General features: G+C 45.6%; 1 protein-coding gene. It reads right to left on the reverse strand.

What is annotated here, in order from left to right:
- Positions 1–594 (reverse strand): RNA-directed DNA polymerase (locus DLK05_RS19120; RefSeq protein ID WP_148114125.1); only part of this gene is annotated, 594 nt, incomplete at both ends.

The raw sequence follows: 594 nt of genomic DNA on the forward strand, positions 1-594 counted from the left end.
CAAATCGTCTAATTGATTCTGAGCTGCCCATTGTATGCCGTGTTTTCTCTCAAATATCGAGGTCTTCATAATCCAGTCGACCACCAGAAGAAAGAGGAAGGGAGAGAGTAGACAGCCTTGTCTGACTCCGGTCCTTACTTGGAATGCATCTGTCAGCTGTCCTCCATGCACGACCTTGCACTGTAGTCCGTCATATGAGTTCCGGATAATATTGACAATCTTCTCAGGAACTCCGTAGTGTCGAAGAAGTTTCCATAATGTCCTCCTATCTACACTGTCGAATGCCTTTTCATAATCAATGAAGTTGATGTATAGTGACGAGTTCCACTCAACTGATTGTTCGACGATGATCCGTAGTGTTGCAATTTGGTCTGTGCACGACCGATCCTTTCGGAATCCAGCTTGTTGGTCTCGAAGTTGGGCATCTACTGCATCCTTCATCCGGTTCAGCAACACCCTGTTGAAGACTTTCCCTGGTATTGACAGTAGTGTAATGCCTCTGTAGTTTTCACATCTGCTCAGATCTCCTTTCTTTGGAATCTTGATGAGGTGTCCTTCTTTCCAGTCCATCGGCACTTGTTCCTCCTCCCAAAT

The organism is Ancylomarina longa, from assembly GCF_003996985.1.
GTDB lineage: Bacteria > Bacteroidota > Bacteroidia > Bacteroidales > Marinifilaceae > Ancylomarina_A > Ancylomarina_A longa.